The following is a 21,614-nucleotide window of genomic DNA, read 5'->3' on the forward strand; positions in this document are numbered from 1 at the left end:
AAGTGTCTTATATTTTCTTACATGCCTTATATGGTTAAAACCTTAATTTTACGCCCAGCGCTGCGATCTTTGCGCTTTTCTCTCTGCGCCCTTTGTGGTTAAAACATAGGTGGTGGATGAAGGAAATAGCTCGGCGTTTGGCGGGGAGCGGTTAGCGCGTCATTCTCGGATATTTTATTGAACCATATAACATGAAGAAGAAAGCGCTTAAGAATGATTTATTTTATAATTTCCAGTAGTTCCAATTCAAAAATTAGAATGTAACTTGATTTTCCCCTGCTACCGTAAGCCAACCCAGGAGGAATAAAAAGTTTAAATTTACTCCCAACATTCATTAACTGTATGCCTTCAGCCATGCCAGGAAGTAAATTCTTAACCAACATGGCCGGAGGTTGGCCATTCGCGTTCGCATCAATTACCTTATTGCCCTCTAAAAGTGTTCGCTTATGCTGAATTTTCACATTATCGGTAGCTGTTGGTCGAGGCCCTGCCCCCGTGCTAATCACCTGGTATTGTAAGCCGCTGGCTGTGGTAATAATACCCGGCTTTTTCTTGTTATCGGCAAAGAACCTGATGGCTTCTTCTTCGGCGATGGCGTTAGCATCTTTTACAATAGGAGAAATGGGTGCAGGTGGTGAGGAGGCGGGTACCGCATTTGTTTTTACAATAACGCCAGTTTTTGCTGTTTTAGCACCATTGCTGTTTCGCTTAATAACTGTGATGGCATTGGCTGCTGGTGTGCCATCTTTATCTCTAGGGATTAAGACCGTTTCGCCGTTTTTCCAATACTGCCCACCTGCTTTTCCAAGTCCCGCGATATAGACATCCGAACCTTCAAATGCTATGGAGTATGGATCAGGAAAGCCCGACGACAGTCCTTCCAAAGTAGTCGGTATGCCGTTTTTCCAATAGGTAGGTTTGTAATTAATGTGCCCTGCTATATAAACATTGCCATTCTTGTCTACAGCAATCGAACTGGCTACAGCATCATTTTCAACATTTGTGAGTATAGTGGTACCTTCATTGCCTTTCCAGTACGCAGCTTGTTTGCCCTCCTTGCCTGGTATGGAAGTGATGCCGGCAATGTATACGTCATTGTTCACTGTAGTTATGGCTGATGCCGTATATAGTGTACTGTTAATGGCATCAACCAGTTGTCCATTTCTCCAGTAGGCAACTTTTCCATTATATGAACCCGCTACTAATACATCTCCGCTTTGGTGTATGGCTATCGAACTGGCACCAGCATGCGAGCGGCCGTCGCTAAGTGATACGGGTTGCCCGTTCTTCCAATATTTAGCCCAGTCAGTCCAGTTAGAATTCTGACCGTGATCGTAAACTCGCTCATATCCTGCTATATACACATCTCCTTTAAAAACTGCAATAGAATAGGCACGCGACCAGCGCCCGCCCCCACTGGTAAGCGGAATCCTCTCCCCGTTTTTCCAATACGCCACCACGCCATTATCAAAGCCTGCTACATGTACATCATTGCCATCAATGGCGATGGCGGTGGCAGTGGCATCATTTTGCCCGTCGGTAAGTTGTACTGGCACCCCATTTTTCCAATATTTGGCTACATGCTTAAGTGTGGTTGGATTATAGGAAGCCCCGGCAATGTACACGTCAACTTCTTTTTGAGGCACATTTGTTTTATTAGCAGATTTAATGCCTTTATTCTGTGCCTGTACATTAAAAGATATAAAACTACCCAGGCCAAACAGAACTATTCCGAGTCCTAAGTTTAATACGCTTAACTTAATCATCACTTTAATTTTTTGCACAATTAATAAGGTTATAAGCCAGGTATAGCTAAATAATGTTGTTTGGTGTTATGGTTTAGCCTTGTTTAGTAATGCTTTTTGGCCATAGGCCTTAAGCAACATTACGTCGTACTTAAATATAAGCATTATTGGGTATTGGAACAAATTTACAATTGTTAGTTATTATTCCCTTATTTACTAAGGGAGGTCGTTTAGCGGTTATACTTGGGTTAATTTTTAAGGCTTAGACTAAGTCTTCGCTGATCAGTGTAATCTGCGAGAGATTTTTGCCACACTTGCTTTGTCATTCAGGAAGGAAAACATAACGCACACGCAAAGCCAGTTTGGATATTGTTGCCGATTAAACAATTAAGCATCCTTGGTAATTAACGATTAAACCAGTTCTTAGCTGGCCTACAAACCGAATGAATCAATGACTAATAAACTAAGCCATTCCATTTTTTAAACTATATACTTCTCCTTCGTAAAGCCCCGCCAACACCTGCACGGCCATTTTGCTTCTTTGCCCGGTTTGGCAATAACACACTACTTTTTTGTGCTTTGGGATAGCGGTAAGCGATGCTGTTAACCCGTAAAGCGGAAGGTTGATGCCTCCAATATTATTTTCTTCATGTTCGTAATCCTCGCGTACATCAATTAAAAAAACTTCATCCGCATGGGTTTCCAGCCAGCGATCTAATGTTGTGCTATCGATTTCTTGTACGGCTTTATCGGTTTTGGCCGGCGCTGGTTTTGCGGTTTCAGCTGTTTTTTTTGCGGCGATTTTAAATACCATTACGGTATTGTTCAGCGCATTAACCGTCATCAGTTTACCAGAAAGGGGTTCCCCGATTCCAGTGATCAACTTTAAAGCTTCATTGGCCATATACAGGCCTATTATGCCGGGTAAAATGCCAATTACGCCTCCCTCTACACAGTTAATATTTTCAGTTGGTGGTGCCGGATAAAGGTCTCTATAGTTTGCACTGCCCTGGTGGTTAAATACGGCAACCTGGCCTTCGAACTGTAAAATGGAACCGAAAATAAGTGTTTTGCCTAAAGCCACACAGGTATCGTTCACTAAATAACGGGTGGTAAAATTATCTGAACAATCGATTACCAGATCATAATCCTGGCAAATGTTTATCGCATTATCAGCCCTAAAACGTTCGTGATAGGCGCTGAAACTCACATGCGGATTAAGCAGTTGGAGTTTTGCTGCAGCCATTTTTACCTTAGGTTGCCCAATATCAGTATGGTTATATAAAATTTGGCGATGCAGGTTGCTCAATTCTACCACATCATCATCTACAATTCCGATTGTTCCTACACCCGCTGCGGCCAGATATTGCAATACGGGGCAGCCTAAACCACCTGCGCCGATAAGCAATATTTTGGCGGCTTTTAGCTTTTCCTGCCCGGCGGGGCCTAGTTCAGGCAGGATCATCTGCCTGTTGTAACGGTTCAGTTCTTCTTTTACTAACATGATTTTTGGATCAAACTCATATCCCAATCTTTCCAAATAGGCTCATAACCCTGTTTTCTGATCATATCCGCAATTTCCTGTGCCGAGCGTTCGTCAGATATTTCGAACTGTTCCAGCGATTGAGGTTCCACTTCGTAGCCACCGGGATTGGTTTTAGAACCTGCACTAATGGCGGTAATGCCCAGCTTAATCACCTGGTTGCGGAAAGCTACGGTTTCGCGGGTAGAAATAGACAGCTCTACTTCGCTGTTGAATAAGCGGTAAGCACAGATCAGCTGTACCAGCTCTTTATCGTTCATCACCACTTTAGGTTCTAAACCACCGCTAAAAGGCCGCAACCTGGGGAAAGAAATACTGAATTTACTTTGCCAATATTGTTTTTCGAGGTAAGAGAGGTGCAGGGCCGTAAAAAATGAATCTGTCCGCCAGTCTTCCAGGCCAATTAATACACCAAGCCCCATTTTATGGATCCCTGCCTGCCCCAAACGATCGGGCGTTTCTAAGCGGTACAGAAAGTTTGATTTTTTGCCTTTTGGATGGTGTTTCCGGTAATCATCCTGATGGTAGGTTTCCTGGTAAACCAGTACCGTATTTAGCCCATGCGGAATAAGGGTTTCATAGTCGGCTACATCCAAAGGCTGCACCTCCATGGATATATGGGCAAAATGTGGACTGATGAGGTCTAATACTTTTTTAAAATAATCGGTATGTACACTTTGGTTAGCTTCGCCCGTTACCAGCAGCACGTGGTCGTATCCCATACCCTTAATTACAGCCACTTCCTGCATAATTTCCATTGGGTTGAGCGTTCTGCGCCTTACCTTATTGTCATAACTGAAACCACAATAGGTACAGATGTTATTACATTCGTTGGAGAGGTAAAGCGGTATATACATTTGTATTACCCGACCGAAACGGTCTAAAGTTAATCGCTGACTGATCTGCGCCATATCTTCGAGATAAGGCAGTGCCGCGGGAGAAATAAGTGCTTTAAAATCTTCCAGATCCCGTTGTGTATTGCGCAATGCCCGTTCTACATCTGCAGCCGTTTTATCGTAAATACTGGCCCTGGTATCGTTCCAGTTGTAAGATTCGAATACTTCGTTAAAACTCTTCATCTAAAAATACGGTTAGTGGGCTGCTTGCTGCAGCATAGTGTGTTTGGGCGCCTAATTTAGACTCGAAAGCCATTCTGCCGGCTTCTACAGCCATTTTAAAGGCAATAGCCATATTGGTTGGATCTTTGGCAATGGCAATGGCGGTGTTCACCAAAACGGCATCAGCACCAATTTCCATGGCTTTGGCCGCATCAGATGGTGCACCTATGCCGGCATCAATAATGACCGGAACCCTGCTCTGGCTGATGATAATCTCTAAAAAATCGATCGTTCTTAAGCCCTTGTTACTGCCAATTGGAGAGCCCAAAGGCATTACGGCGGCCGTGCCCACATCTTCCAAACGTTTGCATAAAACCGGGTCGGCATGGATATAAGGCAAAACCACAAAACCGAGTTTAACCAGTTCTTCTGTGGCTTTTAAGGTTTCGATCGGATCTGGCATCAGGTATTTCGGATCGGGGTGGATTTCCAGTTTGATCCAGTTGGTTTCTAAGGCTTCGCGTGCCAGCTGAGCGGCAAAAATGGCCTGTTTGGCATTGCGCACACCAGAAGTATTGGGCAATAAATTGATGTGCGGATATTTAAGATGATGAAGGATATCGTCGTCCTTACCTTTTAAATCTACACGTTTGAGCGCTACGGTAACCAGTTCGGAGGCCGAGGCAATTAAGGCACTTTCCATCTCTTTGGCAGAACTAAATTTTCCGGTACCGGTAAAGAGGCGGGAGCTAAAGGTTTGATCTGCTATGGTTAACATATCTGTAATTTTTAAATCGAATGAATACTGAACTTGCTGTTGATTTCTTCAAGAACCGCAGCTGTTTGTGTTTGGTTGGTGAGCGCTGCCGAGATGGCAATTCCGTAAATTCCGGTTTCGAGTATAGCCGGAATATCAGCTGCTTCAATGCCACCTATGGCAATAATGGGGGTACTGATTCCAGCTTTTCGCACTTTTTCCATTAATTCGTGGTAACCTGCTAAACCCACAACCGGGCTCAGGTTTTCTTTGGTCCGGGTAAACCTGAATGGACCCAAGCCGATATAATCAGCACCTTCGGATACCCTTTGTTGTATATGTTCGAAAGTATTCGCAGTACCTCCGATGATCTGGTGTTTGCCGATAATTTCTCTGGCTTGGAGAATGGGCATATCCTGCAGGCCCAGGTGTACACCATAACTGCCTACTGTTTTAGCCAGGTACGGAAAATCGTTTACGATAAGTTTGGCGTCATATTTTTCGCATAAGGCCTGTGCTGCTTTTGCAAAAGGCAGGATTTCGCTTTCGGCCTGGTTTTTAATACGGAGCTGGATCCATTTTCCACCAGCTTGAAGCACCTGCTCAATGGCATCCAAATGGGTGCCTGTTTTAGGTGCTTGCGAGATATATTGTAAGGGCTGAATCATATTGATATTTTTAAAGTGCTTGATGGTAAGCGAGGCAATGTTGCTGTGCTTTTTTAAAATTGGTTAAAGCTTTACTGGTGTCGTTCCAGATACTGCCCAATAGTGCAACGCCATCGAAATTCATTTCTTTTACCTGATGGATCTGGTTTAAACCGATTCCACCCAGCGCAATCAGTTTTGTCTTGCTGTTAGGCTTGTTTAAATGAAAACCTGCCGGAATAACCCCCATGTAACCGGGTTTGGAAAGGCTGTTGAATACGGGACCATAAAAGCTGTAATGGTATGGCCTAATGCAATCTATATCTGATAACTGGTGAATAGATGTGCTCCATATATGCTCTTGCGGCTGGGTATTGGGTGTAATACTTTTTCTAAAGCTCTCTGTATGGTGGATTCTATTGATGTTATAATCGTTGGCCAGTGTATGGAAATGGTGTAACGCAATGCGAGGATGGTATTCAGGTAAAATCCCTTCCACAATTTTACGGTAACCGGCTTCATCTGCATTTTCCTTGCGCAAATGGAAAACCTGTAAACCGGCTTCGAAAAGCTGGTTTACAAAATGGCATTCTTCCTTAAAAAGAGTGGGCCTGGCAATTACAATCAGTTCCATAGCGGTTTAAGAATAAATTTCGCTCCCTTTTTGTGTAAACTCTTTCGATTTTTCCTGCATGCCCTGCGTTAAAGCCGCTTCTGCTTCTACACCTTGTTTTGCAGCATACTCCCTCACATCCTGCGTAATTTTCATCGAGCAGAAATTGGGGCCGCACATGGAACAGAAGTGTGCAATCTTGGCACCCTCTGCAGGTAAGGTTTCATCATGGAATTCTTTTGCGGTATCTGGATCGAGCGAGAGGTTAAACTGATCTTCCCACCTAAATTCGAACCTGGCCTTACTTAAAGCATTGTCGCGGTATTGTGCACCCGGGTGGCCTTTGGCTAAATCGGCTGCATGGGCAGCAATTTTATAGGTAATTACACCGTCTTTAACATCTTTTTTATTTGGCAGGCCCAAGTGTTCTTTCGGGGTTACATAACAGAGCATCGCTGTGCCAAACCAGCCGATCATGGCTGCACCAATGGCCGAGGTAATGTGGTCGTAACCGGGCGCAATATCGATCGTTAATGGGCCTAAAGTATAAAAAGGAGCCTCACCACAATGGTCGAGCTGTTTTTCCATATTGGCCTTGATCAGGTGCATGGGTACATGGCCAGGCCCCTCTATGATCGTTTGTACATCGTGTTTCCAGGCTATTTTAGTGAGTTCGCCAAGTGTTTCGAGCTCCGAAAACTGTGCGGCATCATTTGCATCGGCAATACAGCCAGGCCTTAAGCCATCGCCTAAAGAGAAAGCCACATCATAAGCTTTCATAATTTCGCAGATCTCCTCAAAATGGGTATACAGGAAGTTCTCTTTGTGGTGGGCCAGGCACCATTTGGCCATAATGGATCCGCCACGCGAAACAATACCTGTAATCCTTTTAGCGGTTAAAGGCACATAACGGAGCAGTACACCGGCATGGATGGTAAAATAATCTACGCCCTGTTCGGCCTGCTCAATCAACGTATCGCGGAAGATTTCCCAGGTGAGGTCTTCGGCTTTTCCATTTACTTTTTCTAAAGCCTGATAAATAGGAACGGTACCAATGGGCACAGGCGAATTGCGGATAATCCATTCGCGGGTTTCGTGGATATTTTTCCCTGTTGATAAATCCATAATGGTGTCGGCTCCCCAACGGCAGGCCCAGACAGCTTTTTCTACTTCTTCTTCGATGGTAGAGGTTACGGCCGAGTTACCGATATTGGCGTTAATTTTTACCAGAAAGTTTCGGCCAATAATCATCGGCTCGAGTTCGGGGTGATTGATATTGCAAGGGATTACCGCCCTGCCGGCTGCTACCTCTGCCCTTACAAATTCGGGTGTGATGTAGCCTTTTGGTGTATTTGCGCCAAAGCTATTGCCCTGGTGCTGGTGGTTCATTACATCGTGCTGATCGCCCAATTGCGCATTTAACAGTTCGATCTGCTGGTTTTCCCTAATGGCGATATATTCCATTTCGGCCGTTATGATACCTTTTTTGGCATAATGCATTTGAGATACATTGGCGCCGGCTTGTGCTTTGTAAGGTTTGTTAATGAAGTTGAAGCGTAAAGCATCAAGTTTTTCATCAGCCAGGCGCTGTTGCCCGTAAGCAGAAGATGGCTGAGGGAGTTCTACCACATCAAGCCTGTCTTTTATCCATTGCTCTCTGATCCGCGGCAAGCCTTTTTTTACATCAATAACAGCATTGGGATCGGTATATGGTCCGCTGGTATCGTAAACCGTTACGGGCGGATTAGGCTCGGTTAAGCCAAATCCGTTATGGATTTTGGTTTCCGATAAACTGATTTCGCGCATGGCCACCTGGATATTGTGGATTTTTCCAGGGACAAAGATTTTGCGTGAGGCCGGAAAAGGACTGCGGCTGATCACCTCTTGGTTCGGTGTTTTTTCTTGTTTCATATTGGTAGAATCAATTATTGAGTGATTGAATGAGGGAGTTATCGGATGAGAGAATGATAGAAAGGAGTAGATTGGATATACTTTACATTCAATCATTCAAAATTCATTCATTTTTATCCTCCCTGCGTGGCTTTGATGAGTATAACCTGATCGGCTGGATTTAATAGATGGGTTGCCCAGTCTGCTTTGGGAATAATGGTTTGGTTTACGGCAATGGCAAGGCCATTTGTTTCCGTTGAAATGACAACAGCAAGCATCTGTTCGATGGAACAGGCCTCGTTGAGCAGATAGTTTTGATTGTTTATAGTTACTTCCATATTTTAAAAAATTGGAAAAACTATAGAGATTGCCCCAAAATGGAGATCGAAAAGACAGCAATGTAAGATTGCCTTCACTTTTCCCTTCGGCAGTACTAACTGCATCAGGTTCAAAGGGTATTTCTCAGCACGTAGGCACCCCTAAAGTTTTTTGTAAATATATGCGATTAAATTTCTAATGCAAATAAAAATTGATATAGATAAAATCTATATTATGTTAAGGATAATATAGGGATGTAAATGGAAGCATATAAAATTGTCATCCTGAGTGTAACGAAGGATCTTTTCTAATTGGGTGTAACATCGGAAAAAGATCCTTCAATGCTTTCAGGATGACAATTGGGACAATTAAAACACTAATTTTCACCACTCAATCTTCGATCCCCAGACTTCCGACTTCGGACTAAACTCCCTCACGCATCTTTTCTGTTTTTTAACCGCAAAGTGCACAAAGGGAAGGCACAAAGGTTGCAGAGAGGGGTGTAAAGAGCAGTCATCATTCCCGTGCAGGCGGGAGTTTTAAAGCATATTGCATTATCACCATATAAGAAATGTAAGAAAATATAAAACCCTTGAGCTTATATGAGCCTCCTATGTCTTACATGGTTCAAATTAAAAAGATCCTTCACTTCGCTCCTTAAACTACCGGCTTCGGACTAAAGGCTAATTAACCAATCCACGCGAACCGCCTTTTGCAAAACGTAAAAATTCCTTACCTTTGCAGCATCACCAAAACACCCCATACATGTAAGATTTATTTCTTTTCAGAAAATAGATAACCAGCAGAGCGGTTGCGTTCCTGCAATTATTTACCATAAAAAAAGAAATTTATGCTTATTCTACAAGGGGCTAACTATATCCATCCGAATGGGGATTTACTGTTTTCAGACTTAAATCTTACCATCAACAAATACGAAAAAATTGCACTCATTGGCCATAATGGGGCAGGGAAATCGACACTTTTGAAAATTTTGTCAGGTAAACTCAGGCCAACTGCCGGGTATGTTAAAACGGAATCGGTGCCTTATGATGTGCCACAGCTTTTTGGTCAATTTAATAACCTTACCGTTGCGCAGGCACTCCGGATTGAAGATAAACTAAAAGCGCTGAACGAAATCCTCGGCGGAGAAGTAACCGACGAAAATTTGGCCATCCTCAACGATGACTGGACCATTGAGGAACGTTGCGCGGAAGCTTTGAGTCATTGGCGATTGGCAGGTTTAGACTTAAACCAAAAAATGGAAAGTTTAAGCGGCGGACAAAAAACCAGCGTATTTCTGGCCGGCATCGAGATACACCGCCCAGATATTGTTTTGATGGATGAACCGACCAATCATTTGGATCTGGAAGGCAGAAACAGGTTATACGATTATATCCGATCGACCAGAAATACTTTGGTGGTGGTGAGTCACGACCGTACTTTATTAAACCAGATTGAGAAAGTTTGCGAATTGAGTCAGCGGGGAATAACCATTTATGGCGGAAATTACGATTTCTATGCTGCGCAAAAGAAAATTGAAAATAATGCTTTGAACAATGATTTAAGAGCAAAGGAAAAGGCACTGCGCAAGGCTAAAGAAGTAGAACGGGAATCGATGGAACGGCAACAGAAGCTTGATGCCAAAGGGAAGAAAAAACAGGAAAAAGCTGGATTGCCGACCATTTCGATGAATACGTTAAAAAATAATGCAGAAAAAAGTACAGCAAAATTGAAGACTGTGCATACCGAAAAGCTCGATCATATTTCTGCTGAATTAAGCCAGCTCAGGTCTGCACTGCCGGATGCAGACAAAATGAAGATCGGTTTCAATCAAGCCACGCTGCACAAAGGAAAAAGTATTGTTGAGGCTAAGGAGGTCAATTTTGCTTTTCAGAATCAGTTACTTTGGAAAGAGCCGCTTAGTTTTCAGATTTTTAGTGCGGAGCGTTACGTGATAAAAGGCCGGAATGGATCGGGGAAAACCACCTTGATCAAGCTTATTTTGGGGCAGCTCCAGCCCTCGACGGGAAGTTTAAATAAAGCAGGCTTTAGCTCCATGTATATCGACCAGGATTATTCGTTGATCGATAATCAACTTACAGTTTACGAACAGGCCCAGCAATACAACTCGGGTGAATTGCAGGAGCATGAAGTAAAGATCCGTTTAAACCGGTTTTTGTTTGGCAAAACCGATTGGGACAAACCTTGTTCGGCCTTAAGTGGCGGTGAAAAAATGCGGTTGATCCTTTGTTCATTAACCATCAGCAACCAATCGCCCGACCTGATTATATTGGATGAGCCTACCAATAACCTTGATATCCAGAATATAGAAATTTTAACGGCAGCGATTAATGAATATCAGGGAACGCTTTTAGTCATATCGCACGATGAATATTTTCTTGACCAAATCTATGTAGAACATATCATTGATCTTTAAAATAAATATATAGCCTTATCTTCGTTCCAGATTATTAAAACCTGTACACCCATGCAAAACCTGTTAGCACTACAAAGTGGCGAACTTAAAGGAGCAGTATCGTTAAAACTTTCTGAAAACCTAACCGAGTTTCCGAACGAAATATTCGAGTTGGCCGATACTTTGGAAGTGCTGGATTTATCTTTTAATAAATTAAGTGCGTTACCGGCAGATTTTGGCCGTTTAAAGAAATTGAAGATTTTCTTCTGTTCAGAAAACCTTTTCACGGTTATGCCCGAGCAATTAGCCGATTGCCCTTTGTTGGATATTGCAGGTTTTAAATCTAACCAGATTAAAACGGTACCTGCAAAATCGCTTAATCCTAATCTCCGCTGGCTGATTTTAACAAACAACAACATTGCCGAATTACCAAAAGAGATTGGGCAGTGCACGCGGATGCAAAAGCTGATGCTATCGGGTAACCGTTTGGTGCAATTGCCCGATGAGTTAAGTAATTGCCAGAATTTATCGTTACTGCGGATTGCTGCTAATAAACTGCATGAGCTGCCACAATGGATTGCTACTATGCCTAAACTTTCGTGGATTGCATTTTCGGGGAACAACTTTAGTAAAACACCGGCTGTAGAAACACTTTCGTTAATTAATTGGCACGATTTAGAGATTAACCACTTGTTGGGTGAAGGCGCATCGGGTATTATTTCGAAAGCAAACCGGACTATTGGTGATGAAACTCAGGAGGTAGCCGTTAAAATATTTAAGGGTAATGTAACCAGCGATGGTTTGCCGGAAGATGAAATGACAGCCTACATTGCAGCGGGTTACCATCCCGGTTTGGTTAATTTAATCGGACAGATTGCCCTGCACCCAGAGGATAAAAAAGGATTGGTGATGGACCTCATTCCGCATCATTTTTATAACCTGGGTAATCCGCCGAGTTTAGAAAGCTGTACCAGGGATGTTTTTCCTGAAGGCATGCAGCTGTCAGAAAAACAGTTGTTGAGTATTGCCAAAACCATTGCCTCTTTAGCTGCACAATTGCATGAGGCTGGGATTATGCATGGCGATTTATATGCACACAATATCCTAATTGATGATGAGGGCAGTACCTTATTTGGCGATTTTGGTGCCGCAAGTTTTTATGATCAGGCTGATGATACGCTCGCCTTTGCGCTGGAGCGGATAGAAGTTAGTGCTTATGGTTACCTGCTCGATGATTTACTTTCGTTAAAAAACGAAACGGTAAGCGAAACGTGTTCGAATGCTTTGGCTACCTTAAGAGACGTCTGCTTAGTTGCATCACCATTGAACAGGCCTGGTTTTCAGGATTTGGTTGAAGCTTTAGCGAAGATTTCATTATAACAGGTTGTTAATCTGTGTCCCTAGAAAAATCGTCATCTCGATCCGATAGCTATCAGATGGAGCAAAGCGAAATGTTCCAAAGGAACTCCTTCGGAGGAGAGATCTGTGAGCTACACTTAATCATAGATTTCTCCGCTACGGTCGAAATGACGACCACTTTATAAAAAAAATATTAATTCTGCTGTTTTTTTGCCCAATCTAACCTGCGCTGATCTGGCGTGGGTGTAACCTTGAAATTTTCAAATGTGGCGTTAAAGCCCTTACCATCAGGACAGGCAGCCACAAGGCCCACCATTACAGGAGCATTATCCTTAAAATAACACGTACGGATCATGGTGTATTTTTTATCATCCAGCGAGTAAAAAATCTCTACCGCATCAAGTTTTCTAACGGCTTTCATCCAGATAGATGCTGGTGCCTGTGCTAATTCTACTACGCTCCAGTCACTTGTTTTATGCGTAACCACCGCACTTACATTTTGTTTGCCATTCACAAATTCTACTCCCGCCTTAATCCATTCTTCTTCATTAATTCGGAGCATAATACCCATCTGATCGAAGGTGGTTACATAATTGCCGGTAATTTTCACTTTTACCTCAAATTCACCACCATAAGTGGCATAATAAAAAGGGGCATCATCTACGGTAAAGCCATAATGCGAGATCCGCCAATAATCTGTTTTGGCAGGAACAAATAAGCTAAATGTGTTTTTATCCTTGATTTCCCACTTTTCAGGTTCGTTAAACCAGTTCATTTTGGCAAGGCTCTGGGCAGCTGACTTTTGTGTGTTTAATACTGCCAATAAGGCCATGGCGGTTAGTAATTTAAGTTTCATTTGTGTGTTAGCGGTTGGTTTTGTGTGTTTGTGTATTGCAAACTTAAAGCAAGCATCAACTTTTGGAAAGGACATAGATCACTATTTTAATGTGATTATTATCACGTACATCGGATAAGGGCAATTGTCTCAGGTTTATAAATCTTCAATAAACAGTACATTTGTGCTGTTGTATCAGAAACATGGAAACAAATTTTTTAAGGGCGCATATTGATCAGATTGTTTGTTTAACAGATGAAGAATTTCAATATGCAGAATCTTTTTTTACCAAGCGGAAATATAAAAAACATCAATACATTATTCAGGCAGGTGATGCAGCCAGTTGCGAACATTTTGTACTGAAAGGAATTGTGAAGTCTTCTTATACCGACCATGAAGGCAAAGAATACATTTTACAGCTTGCCATGGAAGAGTGGTGGTTCTCAGACCCGAACGCTTTTAACACCGGAATGCCGGCAACCTTAAATGTAGATTGTATTGAAGATACCGAAACCCTTTCTATTTCTTTTGAGAACAAGGAAAAACTTTGTGCTTCTTCCCGGAAAATGGAATACTTTTTTAGGAAAAAGTACACCACAGGCAACATGGCTTTGCAAAAACGGGTATTGGCGCTATTGAGCAATAATGCGGGCGAGCGTTACAAACAATGGCGCAATCAATACCCATCTTTACAAAAGAGGATTTCGAAAACCCTTATTGCTTCCTATTTGGGTGTTACCAGGGAAACTTTAAGCCGTTTATCACTCTAGGTATGGTAAGGGGAAAAACAATAAGGGCTTTGTTTTATTTGTGGCTGCTATAATTAACCATCCACTGGATGCCATATCTGTCTTTAAAGCTGCCGAAGTAATCGCCCCAGAACATATCGTCCATTGGCATTTCGATGGTGCCACCTGCTGAAAGGCCATTAAAGAAGCGATCGGCATCTTCGCGGCTCTCTGTATTGAGGTTAATGTACATGTTGTTGCCTTCTTTAAGTACATGTCCTGCGGAAGGTACGCAGTCAGACGCCATTAAAACCGTATGTTCATTAATGGGTAGGGCTACGTGCATTACACGGTTTTTTTCCTCCTCGGTTAATTTATCTGATTCTGGTGCATCGCCCATTTTTGCAAAGAAGGTAAATTCTCCTCCGAAAACCGATTTATAAAAATTAAAAGCTTCTTCGGCCTTGCCGTCGAAGTTTAAGTAAGGGTGCATGGTTGCCATAATTTTATTTCTTTTGTTTACAACTAAGTTACTGCACCTTTTAATGATAAAATGGGTGTACTTGAGACAAATGTAAGGGTGTTTTCGACATTTGAAAATTAATGGTGTTTCTATCTTTCAGGCTTTATTGTTATGGCCGTTACACCGATAATCCATTTTAAAAAGAATTGTTTTCAGGTAAAAAATGTTTTATTCATTCTTAGCGGTTTTCTGGGTAATTTGCTATTTTACAGATGAATAAAACTGAACGGAAATAAATCCATTATCTTTATCATATTTGTATCAGGGTATTAAACATTTATTGAAACAATTCTCGATCGTCCCAAAATAATTTTAGATTTGAGTAAACACACGTCCTCTTTTTGAGGGCGTGTTTTTTTTGCAAAAAAAAACCTTTCATTGCTGAAAGGTTTCGCGTTTTAATCTAAATCGTCCCGTTGATTTAATTTTAACATTATAAATATAGTTATCAACATGTTAACATCAAATTAAAAGGTAAAAATACCCCTTTATGGGTAGTGGTTTTCACTACACCGCGATAGGCGAAATTTTATTGTGGATAATTATTTGCTTGCTTCGATACTCCATTTATAAGCGGGCAACGTTGCCAACAACAAACTGGCGGCACTTACTACGAAAACAGAATAGTTAAAAGGGGCCCTGTAATTTGCAAAGATGAACATAGAGAGGGCAAAGGCAAGTGTTAGCAAAAAACTACCGATAGCCGCCAACTTAATTTTGTATCCAACTATAAGCAATACCGCAAAAACCAACTCACCAGCGGTGGCAATAATAGCCATTACATTGGCTACGGGCCTTGCTAAAAAGGGCATTAAAGTGTTGGTGTAATCTAAAAATACCGACCAATTGCCCCAGCTAACTGTTGGCGAGCCTGGTGTGCCGAGCCAGCCAAAGCGGTCCATAACGGGTAGAATAAAACCGATGCCCAAAGCGAGCCGAAGAAATAATTGTGCGAAATGCGGCGTATTTTTCATCTTGTTTTAACAGCTTATTTTTGTATTCAATGCACTGTAATTTAGTACCTATGTATTACAACTTTCTTAATGTAGATTAAGAAATGAAGGCTGTTGGGCTATTTTTTCCTTACGCACGGTAAGCCGCCTAGAAACACTCTGCTTCCCAAAACCGCGACCAGTTTTCGCCTACACCGAGCTTTACTATCCCCTCTTTGCGTGTTAATTCCTGATCGTGGTTAACGCCATCGGCCACTCCGCACCAGGGCTCTAAACAAATAAAAGGGGCATCGGTAGCGGCCCAAATGCCAAAGAAAGGAAATTCTTCGAAATGGAAATGTAATCCATAATCATTTTTGTTATTGAGCAAGCTAATGCAGTTGCTCTGCAGGGTTTTAAAAACCAGTGCATCGTTATAAAACAGATCATGTTTAAGGTTTAACCTGTGGCCACCCAGTTCAATGAGCTCCGTTTCGTCGGCTACTAAGCCATCTTCGAGTTTCCAGAAAGTTAATTTCTCATCGGTATTAAAGGCCAGGTAATAATCTTCATAAACGGTATTGGGTGTATTGGGCACCGCAAAAGCCGGATGTGCGCCAATTGAGAATAAAAGCTCGGCAGTACCTGTGTTTATTACCTCGTAAGTTAAGTTCAGCTTTCTATCTATCAATTGATACCTTAGTTTCAGCTCAAAATAAAAAGGATATACTTTTAAGGTGTCTTCATTTTGGGTTAAAGTAAAAACGGCTTCGGTTTCACTTATTTTTTCGAAATTAAAAACATGATCGCGGGCGAAACCATGGCGTGGCAGCTCATAGCTTTTACCCTGGTAGGTAAAACTGTTGTTTTTTAATGAGCCAACAATAGGAAATAAAACCGGGCTGTGTTTTGCCCAATATTTAGGATTGGCATTCCATAGATATTCCAGCTTGGTTTCTTTACTAAATAAGCCTTGAAGTTCTGCGCCTTTAGCCGCCAGGCTAACTTTTATATAATCGTTCTCGAGAGTTATCATTTGCAGTCTAAATTAACAAAAAGATGTATTTTAAAAATATCTTTTTTATTAATTTTGATCACTACTTAAAGCTTAAGCAATGTAAAGCTTAATGCACTGTTTATTTTATCACCCGCGCATTTACTTTCGCTCAAAAATAAAATCAGAAACCTATGGCGATAGATTTAACAAAATTATCAAATGCAAAAGTAAAGGCCGCTATTACCGCATTGCAAAAAGGCGATGAAAAAACATGGTTTCCTTTATTTGCTACCGATGTTGCCTTTTACGACGACGGAAACCAGATGAAATTTAATAACTTCTTTAAAAAAGCGCTGGGACATGAGCGTTTTACCAGTATAGATAAGGTTGAAAACAACGGATTGGAGGTTTATGGCCATTTCCACTCCGACCAATGGGGTGATTTTAAAACCTGCTTTAAATTTAAGGTAAACAAAGAAGGGAAAATAGCGAGACTGGATATTGGACAAGCTTCTTATTAGTCTAGCGGCCAAACTCGTTAGCCATGAGTCCTTATTATTAGACTCATGACTATTGACTCAAGACTTATCCTTTCTCTTCCCAAATACAGGCAATGTTAATAATGGTTTGTACGGCTTTTTCCATATCCTGTACGCTTACCCATTCTTGTTTGCTATGAAAAGCGTGTTCTCCGGCAAAAATATTGGGGCAAGGTAAGCCCATGTAAGAAAGTCGCGAGCCATCAGTTCCACCACGGATACTTTGTTGTTTTGCCACCACACCTGCTCTTTCAATGGCTTCAATTCCGTATTGCACAATTTTAGGATGCTGATCCAACACCTGTTTCATGTTGCGGTACTGCGCTTTAATATTGATTTTGTAGGTAGACTTTGGGTATTTAGCCATCACCTTTTTTACGGTTTCTTCTAAAAATTGCCCATGTTCGGCTAGTTTTTCATCGGTGAAATCTCTGATGATAAACTGTGCTTCTGCCTCTTCTACCTGTCCGTTCATACTCACGGGGTGGATAAATCCTTCTTTTTGATGTGTAGCTTCTGGTGTGAGTGTATCTTTGGGCAGCGAATCTAAAATTTCGGCAAGGATCTTAATGGCACTTTCCATTTTTCCTTTTGCAAAGCCTGGATGAGTGCTTACGCCGTAAATTTTAAGGATGGCGCCATCGGCAGAAAAGGTTTCATCTTCGATTGAACCCAATGTTTCCCCATCTATGGTATAGCCAAAGTCGGCACCTAATTTCTTTAAATCAACTTTATCTACACCTCTTCCTATTTCTTCATCTGGGGTAAAAAGTAGCTTTATAGTGCCATGTTTTACCTCAGGGTTTTTCATTAAAAAGCTAGCTGCCTCCATAATTTCAGCTAAGCCCGCTTTATTATCGGCACCCAATAAAGTTGTTCCACTCGCCGTGATAATATCGTTACCAATCTGGTGTTTTAGGTCTTTGTGTTCAGACAGTTTTATTATAATATTGTTGTCATCTGGCAGAATTAAGTCCTGTCCTTGATAATTGTCATGAATAATCGGTTTAACATTTTCTCCACTGCAATCTGGCGAGGTATCCATATGCGAACAGAAGAAAATTACAGGTAACTGCTTGTTTGTATTTGACGGGATCGTACCATACACATAGCCGTTATCGTCCATTTCGGCATCAGTAACGCCAATTTCTAACAGTTCCTGAACCAATTCTTTACCTAAGTTTTTTTGTTTTAAGGTTGATGGGCAAGTTGGAGAATTTGGATCAGATTGGGTATCAATCTTCGCATATTTTATAAACCGCTGCTCCAGAGATTTGTTAAAGTTGGTATATGTGCTCATAATTCAAAGGTAAAAGTTATAGATATTCGATAAACATATTATTTTTGTAAAAAAACGATATGATTTTTAATTTGCTGAGAGCTACTTACATAACCCTTCTGCTTGTTTTTATAGGAAGTTTTTCTTTTGCCCAATCTAATTACTTTAAAATGTCGTATGGTTTTGGTGGAGGAATAAACAAATCTTATACTGATGTGTACAAAGGGAGTTTTGGTTACACAGCCTACGGCGTATTCGATTATCATATCACGCCGTTTGTAACCCTGGGTTTAGAAGGGCAGTATGGCATGGTTCAGGGTGGAGATATTGAAACCGATCCGCACAACCGTCAGTTTGTAAACCAATATACCTCCATTACAGCCAATGTAAAGCTAATGCTTGGTGAAGTGGTAGACTACGATAAAAGCGAGTTTTTATACAATTTAAGGGGTTTGTATGTGGGGGTGGGTATAGGGGTAATTAACAATAAGATTACCGATATTGTGCGGATTAAACCAAGCTGGGCTGCAGTAGATCCCGGATATGGTCCTTTCCCAGGAAAAGATAAAAGCCTTAATATGGCGGTACCTTTAAACTTCGGGTTCAACTATTACATCAACGATGGATACGGTTATATGCGGTATATCATCAATATCAATGCACAATCGAACTTTACTTTCGGCGAAGGTCTGGATGGTTATAATGATCCAAGTACCAAATTTAAAAACAACTCACCTGATGTTTATAATTCCTATACCATAGGTTTTAAATATATGTTAGGAAGGATCAAATCTTATCGTAAAACACTTTAATAACATCATTTCATTTCTTAGATTTAAGGCATGAAAAAATTCTTTGTGTTTTGTTTGCTTTCGATGAGATTAAAAGCTGCCGCACAAAAAACACCTTTCGAGCTGAGCGGAAAAATAGAAACCGCTACTTACACTGCTGCAATAACCTATTACGAAAACCTGACTAAGGCTTATCCAGAGGCCAAATTATTCACCTATGGAAGTACAGATTTTGGTAAGCCTTTACATGTATTGGTTTTGTCGCGCGATCGGGTTTTTGATCCTTCGGAGATCAGGAAGCAGAATAAAAGGATTTTATTGATCAATAACGGCATTCATCCCGGCGAACCAGAGGGTGTAGATGCCTCGATGATGCTTGCCCGCGATCTGCTTAAAGCAGGTAAACTGCCAAAAGATGTAGTGATCTGCATCATTCCCCTGTACAATATAGATGGCAGTTTTAACCGTAGCGGAACATCAAGGGCCAACCAGAACGGACCAGTTGCCTATGGCTTTAGGGGCAATAGCAAAAACCTCGATCTGAACCGTGATTTCATCAAAACGGATTCGAAAAATTCAGCAGCGTTTCAACTCATTTTTAATACCTGGCAGCCCGAAATATTTGTAGATACACATACCAGTAATGGTGCAGATTATCAATATGTAATGACACTTATCCCTACACAAAAAGATAAGCTGAACCCGATTCTTTCTGATTATTTAACTAAAACATTGGTACCCGATCTATATGCCGGAATGGAGAAGATGGGTTACCCGATGATTCCCTATGTAAATTCGATAGGCGAAACGCCAGAAAGCGGAATAACAGGTTTCATAGATCCTCCACGTTATTCTACGGGATATACCACGCTGCACAATACTATAGGTTTTATGCCAGAAACGCATATGCTAAAGTCGTACGATTTGCGTGTGGATGCCACTTACAAGCTTTTGCAAACCTATATTCAGGTTGTAGCGCGTGATGCCAAGGTTATCGGAGAGAATAAACGGAAGGCCGATGAATTTGTGGCTGCACAAAAGGAATTTCCTTTAGAATGGAAACTGAATAAAACCGAAGTAAACGATCTGATCTTTAAAGGCTTCGAGGCTGGCCAAAAACCCAGTACGGTAAGCGGTGCTGACCGTTTATATTACGATCGCAGTAAACCTTACACCAGAACCATTAAAGAATGGAACAAGTTCGAGCCTGCGGTGTCTATTCAAAAACCGTTTGCCTACATTATTCCGAAAGCCTGGGACCGCGTAATTGCCCTGCTTAAACTGAATAATGTTAAACTGCAGGAACTTAAGACCGATCAGAAAATTGAAGTAGAAAGTTATTATATCGGCGATTTTAAAACCGGAACAAGACCCTATGAAGGGCACTATCTGCACGCTGGGGTAAAGGTAAACCCAGTTAAGCAAAGCTTACAGTATTATGCAGGCGATTTTGTGGTTTATGTTAACCAGCCGAGTAACCGATATATTGTAGAAACACTGGAGCCGCAGGCTACTGATTCTTATTTCAACTGGAACTTTTTCGATTCTATTCTGGATATGAAGGAACATTATTCGGCATATGTTTTTGAAGATACCGCAACAGCATTACTAAAAAATAATCCAGAACTTAACAATAAACTGGAGGCGAAAAAAGCTTCAGACACCGAATTTGCGAAGGATGCGGCTGCACAACTTGATTTTGTGTATAAAAATTCTGATTATTACGAAAAAACACACAATAGATATCCTGTAGCCCGTTTGGTTACAAACGTAAAGCTTGATTTAAAATAACCCCATGGAATACTTCAATATTGCACCAGTTGCCTCCGTAATTTTCGTTTTTACCATTATTACCAGCTTATACGCTTTCTATGATCACTCCCTTTACGGAAAGTTTATGCTGCATCCGTATACTGTATCAAAGGGAAGGAATATTTATACGGTTATAACCAGTGGTTTGATCCATGCCGATTGGATGCACTTATTTTTTAACATGTTCACCTTTTATGCTTTTGCTTTTAAACTCGAAAGCATGATGGGAAGCTGGCGGTTTGGACTGATGTACTTTGTTGCGCTGGTTTTAAGCGATCTTCCGACTATTTTTAGGCACAAGGACACGTTTAACTATAATAGTTTAGGCGCATCCGGAGCAATAAGCGCCGTAGTATTCAGTTTTATACTATACAGCCCGTTAACAGGCTTGTACCTCATGTTTATTCCTATTCCGATACCTGCTATCATTTTTGGAGTATTGTACTTGTTTTATTGTGCTTATGCTTCGCGTAATGCCAGAGACCATATCAACCACGATGCCCACTTATTTGGTGCATTAACCGGGCTGATTTTTACTATCATTTTTGTACCCGGTATTTTGGAGAATTTCTTCACCGTTATTAGAACAAAACTGGGGATTTAGTCAGTCGTCAACTTCATCATTTCGACGGCAGCATAGCGAAATGGAGAGATCTATCAACACAGATTTAGCTTCGCTGAGCACTTCGTGGTTCTCGACTTCGTTGCACCCGATAGCTATCGGGTCCGCTCGAAATGACGATCTCGTTTAGGTTATCGAAAAATTTAATCTGTGCAAATCTGCTGCAAAAACTAGCCTGCAGTAGGTAAAAAAGGTTTCTCGAAGAAACTC

The 21,614-nt window shown here is 41.5% G+C and carries 20 protein-coding genes and 1 riboswitch; of the genes, 7 read left to right on the top strand and 13 right to left on the bottom strand.

Annotated features, from left to right (window positions below; translation table 11 throughout):
• Positions 1–218: 218 nt before the first annotated feature.
• The 8 genes from ASU31_RS24640 to thiS all read right to left on the bottom strand — a co-directional run bounded on the left by ASU31_RS24640 (position 219) and on the right by thiS (position 8,591).
• Positions 219–1,766: an FKBP-type peptidyl-prolyl cis-trans isomerase gene (locus tag ASU31_RS24640; protein ID WP_057934904.1), complete on the bottom strand. Its 1,548-nt coding sequence runs from the start codon at positions 1,764–1,766 to the stop codon at positions 219–221.
• A 442-nt stretch (positions 1,767–2,208) separates the two neighbouring features.
• Entirely contained in the window at positions 2,209–3,249 is a 1,041-nt protein-coding gene (gene moeB, locus ASU31_RS24645) for a HesA/MoeB/ThiF family protein (RefSeq protein ID WP_057934905.1), read from the bottom strand.
• A complete protein-coding gene (gene thiH / locus ASU31_RS24650; RefSeq protein WP_057934906.1) occupies positions 3,243–4,367 on the bottom strand; it encodes a 2-iminoacetate synthase ThiH in 1,125 nt (374 codons plus the stop codon). The genes moeB and thiH overlap by 7 nt, the downstream gene beginning before the upstream one ends.
• Positions 4,354–5,124 (bottom strand): thiazole synthase, encoded by a 771-nt coding sequence (locus ASU31_RS24655; RefSeq protein ID WP_057934907.1) that lies wholly within the window; start codon positions 5,122–5,124, stop codon positions 4,354–4,356. The genes thiH and ASU31_RS24655 overlap by 14 nt, the downstream gene beginning before the upstream one ends.
• Before the next feature lie 11 nt (positions 5,125–5,135).
• Positions 5,136–5,771 (bottom strand): thiamine phosphate synthase, encoded by a 636-nt coding sequence (locus tag ASU31_RS24660; RefSeq protein ID WP_057934908.1) that lies wholly within the window; start codon positions 5,769–5,771, stop codon positions 5,136–5,138.
• 10 nt (positions 5,772–5,781) lie between these two features.
• The gene (locus tag ASU31_RS24665) at positions 5,782–6,384 is read right to left on the bottom strand and encodes a thiamine phosphate synthase (RefSeq protein ID WP_057934909.1); all 603 of its coding nucleotides are present in this window, start codon (positions 6,382–6,384) and stop codon (positions 5,782–5,784) included.
• Between the two features lie 6 nt (positions 6,385–6,390).
• Complete coding sequence (gene thiC, locus ASU31_RS24670) at positions 6,391–8,274, bottom strand: phosphomethylpyrimidine synthase ThiC (RefSeq protein WP_057934910.1); 1,884 nt, start codon at positions 8,272–8,274, stop codon at positions 6,391–6,393.
• 113 nt (positions 8,275–8,387) lie between these two features.
• On the bottom strand, positions 8,388–8,591 hold the full coding sequence (thiS, locus tag ASU31_RS24675; RefSeq protein ID WP_057934911.1) for a sulfur carrier protein ThiS: 204 nt from the start codon (positions 8,589–8,591) through the stop codon (positions 8,388–8,390).
• Between the two features lie 64 nt (positions 8,592–8,655).
• A riboswitch (TPP riboswitch) is annotated at positions 8,656–8,744 on the bottom strand.
• A 677-nt stretch (positions 8,745–9,421) separates the two neighbouring features.
• Between thiS and abc-f the strand changes: the two genes are divergently transcribed.
• Together abc-f and ASU31_RS24685 are read left to right on the top strand one after the other, a co-directional pair.
• A complete protein-coding gene (gene abc-f, locus ASU31_RS24680; RefSeq protein WP_057934912.1) occupies positions 9,422–11,008 on the top strand; it encodes a ribosomal protection-like ABC-F family protein in 1,587 nt (528 codons plus the stop codon).
• Between the two features lie 51 nt (positions 11,009–11,059).
• Complete coding sequence (locus tag ASU31_RS24685) at positions 11,060–12,367, top strand: leucine-rich repeat-containing protein kinase family protein (RefSeq protein WP_057934913.1); 1,308 nt, start codon at positions 11,060–11,062, stop codon at positions 12,365–12,367.
• Between the two features lie 172 nt (positions 12,368–12,539).
• Here ASU31_RS24685 and ASU31_RS24690 read toward each other — a convergent pair whose 3' ends face one another.
• Positions 12,540–13,202 carry a DUF1349 domain-containing protein gene (locus ASU31_RS24690; protein ID WP_083505525.1) on the bottom strand — a complete coding sequence of 221 codons (663 nt, stop codon included), beginning with the start codon at positions 13,200–13,202 and terminating at the stop codon, positions 12,540–12,542.
• Positions 13,203–13,384: 182 nt separating this feature from the next.
• Here ASU31_RS24690 and ASU31_RS24695 point away from each other — a divergent pair, with 182 nt between their 5' ends.
• Complete coding sequence (locus ASU31_RS24695; RefSeq protein ID WP_057934914.1) at positions 13,385–13,951, top strand: Crp/Fnr family transcriptional regulator; 567 nt, start codon at positions 13,385–13,387, stop codon at positions 13,949–13,951.
• 34 nt (positions 13,952–13,985) lie between these two features.
• Here ASU31_RS24695 and ASU31_RS24700 read toward each other — a convergent pair whose 3' ends face one another.
• The 3 genes from ASU31_RS24700 to ASU31_RS24710 all read right to left on the bottom strand — a co-directional run bounded on the left by ASU31_RS24700 (position 13,986) and on the right by ASU31_RS24710 (position 16,400).
• Positions 13,986–14,411, bottom strand: coding sequence for a VOC family protein (locus ASU31_RS24700; protein WP_057934915.1), 426 nt, complete (start codon positions 14,409–14,411; stop codon positions 13,986–13,988).
• 563 nt (positions 14,412–14,974) lie between these two features.
• Complete coding sequence (locus ASU31_RS24705) at positions 14,975–15,406, bottom strand: DoxX family membrane protein (protein WP_083505524.1); 432 nt, start codon at positions 15,404–15,406, stop codon at positions 14,975–14,977.
• A 127-nt stretch (positions 15,407–15,533) separates the two neighbouring features.
• A complete protein-coding gene (locus ASU31_RS24710; RefSeq protein WP_057934917.1) occupies positions 15,534–16,400 on the bottom strand; it encodes an aldose 1-epimerase family protein in 867 nt (288 codons plus the stop codon).
• 152 nt (positions 16,401–16,552) lie between these two features.
• On the opposite strand from ASU31_RS24710, the gene ASU31_RS24715 reads away from it, so the two are divergent.
• On the top strand, positions 16,553–16,882 hold the full coding sequence (locus tag ASU31_RS24715) for a hypothetical protein (protein ID WP_057934918.1): 330 nt from the start codon (positions 16,553–16,555) through the stop codon (positions 16,880–16,882).
• A 64-nt stretch (positions 16,883–16,946) separates the two neighbouring features.
• Here the strand turns inward: ASU31_RS24715 and pepT are convergent, their stop codons facing one another.
• Entirely contained in the window at positions 16,947–18,200 is a 1,254-nt protein-coding gene (gene pepT / locus ASU31_RS24720) for a peptidase T (protein WP_057934919.1), read from the bottom strand.
• A 59-nt stretch (positions 18,201–18,259) separates the two neighbouring features.
• On the opposite strand from pepT, the gene ASU31_RS24725 reads away from it, so the two are divergent.
• Genes ASU31_RS24725 through ASU31_RS24735 form a run of 3 tightly spaced genes read left to right on the top strand, consistent with a single transcriptional unit; the run spans position 18,260 to position 21,386 of the window.
• Positions 18,260–18,991, top strand: a complete 732-nt coding sequence (locus tag ASU31_RS24725) for a hypothetical protein (RefSeq protein ID WP_057934920.1) — start codon at positions 18,260–18,262, stop codon at positions 18,989–18,991.
• Positions 18,992–19,021: 30 nt separating this feature from the next.
• Positions 19,022–20,761, top strand: a complete 1,740-nt coding sequence (locus ASU31_RS24730) for a M14 family metallopeptidase (RefSeq protein ID WP_057934921.1) — start codon at positions 19,022–19,024, stop codon at positions 20,759–20,761.
• A 4-nt stretch (positions 20,762–20,765) separates the two neighbouring features.
• Positions 20,766–21,386 carry a rhomboid family intramembrane serine protease gene (locus ASU31_RS24735; protein ID WP_057934922.1) on the top strand — a complete coding sequence of 207 codons (621 nt, stop codon included), beginning with the start codon at positions 20,766–20,768 and terminating at the stop codon, positions 21,384–21,386.
• Positions 21,387–21,614 lie beyond the last annotated feature (228 nt).

The organism is Pedobacter ginsenosidimutans, from assembly GCF_001442625.1.
GTDB classification, from domain to species: Bacteria; Bacteroidota; Bacteroidia; order Sphingobacteriales; family Sphingobacteriaceae; genus Pedobacter; species Pedobacter ginsenosidimutans.

Coding starts and splice junctions, on each gene's coding strand:
- ASU31_RS24695 (WP_057934914.1), top strand. CDS start 13,385: ATGGAAACAAATTTTTTAAGGGCGCATATTGATCAGATTGTTTGTTTA.
- ASU31_RS24725 (WP_057934920.1), top strand. CDS start 18,260: ATGATTTTTAATTTGCTGAGAGCTACTTACATAACCCTTCTGCTTGTT.
- ASU31_RS24660 (WP_057934908.1), bottom strand. CDS start 5,771: ATGATTCAGCCCTTACAATATATCTCGCAAGCACCTAAAACAGGCACC.
- ASU31_RS24700 (WP_057934915.1), bottom strand. CDS start 14,411: ATGGCAACCATGCACCCTTACTTAAACTTCGACGGCAAGGCCGAAGAA.
- moeB (WP_057934905.1), bottom strand. CDS start 3,249: ATGTTAGTAAAAGAAGAACTGAACCGTTACAACAGGCAGATGATCCTG.
- ASU31_RS24730 (WP_057934921.1), top strand. CDS start 19,022: ATGAAAAAATTCTTTGTGTTTTGTTTGCTTTCGATGAGATTAAAAGCT.
- ASU31_RS24710 (WP_057934917.1), bottom strand. CDS start 16,400: ATGATAACTCTCGAGAACGATTATATAAAAGTTAGCCTGGCGGCTAAA.
- pepT (WP_057934919.1), bottom strand. CDS start 18,200: ATGAGCACATATACCAACTTTAACAAATCTCTGGAGCAGCGGTTTATA.
- thiH (WP_057934906.1), bottom strand. CDS start 4,367: ATGAAGAGTTTTAACGAAGTATTCGAATCTTACAACTGGAACGATACC.
- ASU31_RS24735 (WP_057934922.1), top strand. CDS start 20,766: ATGGAATACTTCAATATTGCACCAGTTGCCTCCGTAATTTTCGTTTTT.
- ASU31_RS24655 (WP_057934907.1), bottom strand. CDS start 5,124: ATGTTAACCATAGCAGATCAAACCTTTAGCTCCCGCCTCTTTACCGGT.
- ASU31_RS24640 (WP_057934904.1), bottom strand. CDS start 1,766: ATGATTAAGTTAAGCGTATTAAACTTAGGACTCGGAATAGTTCTGTTT.
- ASU31_RS24690 (WP_083505525.1), bottom strand. CDS start 13,202: ATGAAACTTAAATTACTAACCGCCATGGCCTTATTGGCAGTATTAAAC.
- thiS (WP_057934911.1), bottom strand. CDS start 8,591: ATGGAAGTAACTATAAACAATCAAAACTATCTGCTCAACGAGGCCTGT.
- thiC (WP_057934910.1), bottom strand. CDS start 8,274: ATGAAACAAGAAAAAACACCGAACCAAGAGGTGATCAGCCGCAGTCCT.
- ASU31_RS24715 (WP_057934918.1), top strand. CDS start 16,553: ATGGCGATAGATTTAACAAAATTATCAAATGCAAAAGTAAAGGCCGCT.
- ASU31_RS24685 (WP_057934913.1), top strand. CDS start 11,060: ATGCAAAACCTGTTAGCACTACAAAGTGGCGAACTTAAAGGAGCAGTA.
- ASU31_RS24705 (WP_083505524.1), bottom strand. CDS start 15,406: ATGAAAAATACGCCGCATTTCGCACAATTATTTCTTCGGCTCGCTTTG.
- ASU31_RS24665 (WP_057934909.1), bottom strand. CDS start 6,384: ATGGAACTGATTGTAATTGCCAGGCCCACTCTTTTTAAGGAAGAATGC.
- abc-f (WP_057934912.1), top strand. CDS start 9,422: ATGCTTATTCTACAAGGGGCTAACTATATCCATCCGAATGGGGATTTA.